The sequence below is a fragment of the Bacillota bacterium genome, assembly GCA_040754675.1.
GTDB lineage: Bacteria > Bacillota > Limnochordia > Limnochordales > Geochordaceae > Geochorda.
In genome coordinates, this window is sequence record JBFMCJ010000441.1 from 1 (window position 1) to 3,398 (window position 3,398).

At 60.9% G+C, this 3,398-nt stretch carries 5 protein-coding genes and 1 pseudogene; all 6 read left to right on the forward strand.

The features are described 5' to 3' along the window. A pseudogene (locus AB1609_18615) lies at window positions 1-174 on the forward strand (IS110 family transposase). 186 nt (window positions 175-360) lie between these two features. Beyond that, the gene (locus tag AB1609_18620) at window positions 361-885 is read left to right on the forward strand and encodes a hypothetical protein (GenBank protein MEW6048460.1); all 525 of its coding nucleotides are present in this window, start codon (window positions 361-363) and stop codon (window positions 883-885) included. 5 nt (window positions 886-890) lie between these two features. Further along, window positions 891-1,136: a hypothetical protein gene (locus tag AB1609_18625; protein MEW6048461.1), complete on the forward strand. Its 246-nt coding sequence runs from the start codon at window positions 891-893 to the stop codon at window positions 1,134-1,136. Between the two features lie 89 nt (window positions 1,137-1,225). Next, on the forward strand, window positions 1,226-2,104 hold the full coding sequence (locus tag AB1609_18630; protein MEW6048462.1) for a tyrosine-type recombinase/integrase: 879 nt from the start codon (window positions 1,226-1,228) through the stop codon (window positions 2,102-2,104). A gap of 45 nt (window positions 2,105-2,149) precedes the next feature. Beyond that, entirely contained in the window at window positions 2,150-2,908 is a 759-nt protein-coding gene (locus AB1609_18635) for a hypothetical protein (GenBank protein ID MEW6048463.1), read from the forward strand. 79 nt (window positions 2,909-2,987) lie between these two features. After that, a partial coding sequence (locus AB1609_18640) for an integrase (GenBank protein MEW6048464.1) occupies window positions 2,988-3,398 on the forward strand: 411 nt, incomplete at its 3' end.

Sequence of the window (3,398 nt, forward strand, 5' to 3'; positions counted from 1 at the left end):
AAACGTAAGAACACCAAAACCCGCAAAGGTAGTCCGCATCTGCGCGCCACTCTGGTTGAGGCAGCTCGATCTGCATCGCACGTAAAAGGGAGCTACTTATCCGCGCTCTATCACCGTATTGCCGCCCGGCGAGGCAGCAAACGTGCTGCGGTGGCTGTTGCTCACGCCATCCTGTTGCCTAATGGTGTTAGGCACCAGTCGTACATAGCCAAGCATACTCACCATCTCATCTTACGATAGATATAGTTGCCTCCACATCCCCCTCCTCTGTATCCCCCTGCTTCAGAGCCTTTGTGGAAGTGACCTTGCTTTTCCAGGCACCCTCCTGACTTGGTGCATGATAGATGGTATAGTGGAAGTATGTATGACAGTAAAGGTAAATACCTAACAGAATACGCCTGCCACTTCCTCGAACCCACTAACTCCACCCACCGCCAGTATGAGGCACTCCGCGCCTACTTCGTCGAAGGCCTCTCCTCTACCGAGGCCGCCGCCCGTTTCGGTTACTCCCCAGGCAGTTTCCGCGTCCTCTGTCACCAGTTCCGCCAAGACCCCCACCGGGCTTTCTTCTTGCCCCCAGCTAAAGGGCCCCAGATCGCCCCCAAGCAAGACCAGAGCCGGGAACGCATCATCGCCCTGCGCAAGCAGAATCTCTCCATCTACGATATCAGCCAGGTGCTGGCCGAAGCCGGCCAGCCTTGCAGCCCGGCCACCATTGACGCCGTCCTGAAAGAGGAGGGGTTTGCCCGCCTGCCCCGCCGGCGCGACGAGGAACGCCCTCCGGGGGTGTGCCCCGAGCCCGCTGCCGTGGCCGATGTACGCCAGTTAGACCTGAGCCCGGCTACGCTTGGACGCGTAGTGAGGTCAACTGCGACTTACAGTTGACGCTCATGGCCAGCAGCCTCTACCGCTGGCTGGGCACCCGGGTAGGCCGGGGTTACCAGACCGCCAAGTCCAACCACATCTTCCGCGATCTGGTCGACGCCGCCGCCCGTATCACTCTGACGGACAGCGAACTCCAGGTGCGTTTCAACCGACATGCACACAACCCACTCCTGGTGGCCGCAGGCTTCCCGGATATCTCCACGCCCATACCTTGGCTGGAAAACAAGCGCTTACGCTTCATCTTCGGGTGAGTACGTGACGTTTAGTCAAAAAACTAACATGGTCATCCGGGCCCACGCTCGGCTTTCGGCCGCCTGTTCAACCCCACAGTATATGGGAAATGTTAGTTGAACTCAGGGCCGTGGTAATCCGGGCTAGGGCTAGGTCTTATTCGTATGCAGAACTGACCTTTGCGGCCTTGCTGGAGTTCATCGCCGACCAACTGCACGCTACTAACCCGCGGCGGCAACCCGGGGTGTTCTCCATCTACGATCAGCGGGATCGGGGATACGCGGCCCGCACTATCAATCAGCGACTGGCTGCCATCAGTGGCTTTTACCACTTCCACGTCAGTATCGGCACTCTGGTCAAGACCCCCATCCCCTCCCGGCTCAAAACCATCTGGCCAGCCGAGGCCCGCAAGCGAGGCCTGCTGGGGCACGTATATGCGCGCAGGTGGAAGCGTGCGGCCACGCTTAAGATCCCTCGGGAACTGCCGCGTGCTTTGGAGCCGCCCGAGGTGGAGGCGCTGGTGGGCAGCCTGCGGAGCTGCCGGGACAAGGCCCTGGCGCTTTGCCTTTTCGGCGGTCTGCGAGTGAGCGAGGCGCTGGGAATTAAGGTCCGTGACGTGGATTTTGACGAGCGTCAACTCCGCGTGTGGGGCAAAGGTGCAAAGGAGCGGGTGGTGCCGGTAGCTCCTGAGGTCATCTCTTTGATTCACCAATATCTGCTACATGAGCGACCGGATAGCAGCTGCTCCCAGCTCTTTTTGGTGCTTAAAGGCCCCCGTCGAGGGCAACCCCTCAGCGCGGAGGGCGTCCGCAGCATCTTCCGTTATCACCGGGCCCAGGCCAACGTAGCGCGGGCCCATCCCCACAGTCTACGCCACACCTACGCCCTGAACTTAGCCGAAGCTGGCATTGATCCCCTACGTGCTCAAGGAACTATTGGGACATGCCAGCATGGATGCCAGTCTGGCCTATGTGCGGTGCTCCCCTAAGCGGGTGCGGACCGAGTATGACCAGGCCATGGAGGTGATGCGCCGATGACCGTGGCCCTGCCCCGGCCGCAACTGGCCGACGCCGCCCTGCGCACCTACGCCCAGCTGGTCCCCAGCATTCGCAGTTCGCCGACCTCAAGGCGGGCAACCATGAATGCAGCCAAGCGCTTGATCAGGCAGGTCCCGGAAGCGCTCTGGTCCCACCCGGCGTGTGTAGCCTACTTGCAGGACCTGGATCCGGAGGAGCGTTGTTTTCTCAACTTCCTGATGCTCTGGGGATACTTGCGGCCCGGCTATGCATTCATGCTGGCACACAAGTTTCAGAGCATCATGAACTACGCCCGGCTATCCCCTCATGCGGAAGCCTTGGACCGTCTCGAAGCCGGTGCGCGTGAATTGCGATTTGGCCGGCGCCATATTGGGTCCATGATCCCCCAGGCCATCCTGCGGATCCTCATTCAGACGGGGAAAACGCTGCATGCTTTGGACCCGAGTGACCTGGCTGACTTCCGGGCCGCGGTGCAGGAGCACGAGGATCGTGAAAACCATCGGCACAAGCACTTCGGGGTTTCGCTCCACGCGATAGAGAATCTCCTGTATCACCTGGGTATCTTCCACCGGACGGCCACTCACGCTTTGGCGGGGGATGGTACCTGGGAACGCCGTCTGGGCCGGGTGCGGACGCCGGGACTGCGGGAGGTGGTACGGCGTTATCTCTACCAGCTGGCTGCCGTACTCAAGCAGTACCGTAGCTGGCTACGCAGACGCGTTGTGCCAGTTCAGGGCATTTGTAGAGGCCCTTGACCCCGGCCTCAGCTCCTTCGGCCAGTTGCAGCGGGAACGCCACCTGGAGCCCTGGCTAGTGGAAGTCAGTCACCAACCGGTGAGCGCTTCCCACCGGCGCGGCCTGGTGATGGAGGTCAAGCGCTTTCTCGATGACCTGGAAGAGTGGGGCTGGGAACAAGCGCCCCGGCGGCGACTGCTGTTTGCCCAGGACATCCCCAAACTCTCCTCCTTCTTGCCCCGCTATCTTCCCCCAGAACAGGATGAAGCCCTGTGTCGTGCCTTCTTGACCCTGGAGGATCCCTTCAAGCGTTGCGGTCTACTTATCTTGCGTCATACCGGGCTACGTATGGGGGAACTCCTCGCTCTGGAACTGGACTGCGTACATGAAGTGCCGGGCAAAGGGGCTTGGCTCAAAGTGCCGCTGGGCAAACTGCGGACCGAGCGGATGGTGCCGCTGGCACCGGGTACCCTCGACCTGGTTGACGAGGCAATACAGCACCGGGGACGG

Bases quoted from the DNA above. Each gene is read 5' to 3' on its own strand.
- AB1609_18620 (MEW6048460.1), top strand. From the start codon at position 361: ATGTATGACAGTAAAGGTAAATACCTAACAGAATACGCCTGCCACTTC.
- AB1609_18625 (MEW6048461.1), top strand. From the start codon at position 891: ATGGCCAGCAGCCTCTACCGCTGGCTGGGCACCCGGGTAGGCCGGGGT.
- AB1609_18630 (MEW6048462.1), top strand. From the start codon at position 1,226: ATGTTAGTTGAACTCAGGGCCGTGGTAATCCGGGCTAGGGCTAGGTCT.
- AB1609_18635 (MEW6048463.1), top strand. From the start codon at position 2,150: ATGACCGTGGCCCTGCCCCGGCCGCAACTGGCCGACGCCGCCCTGCGC.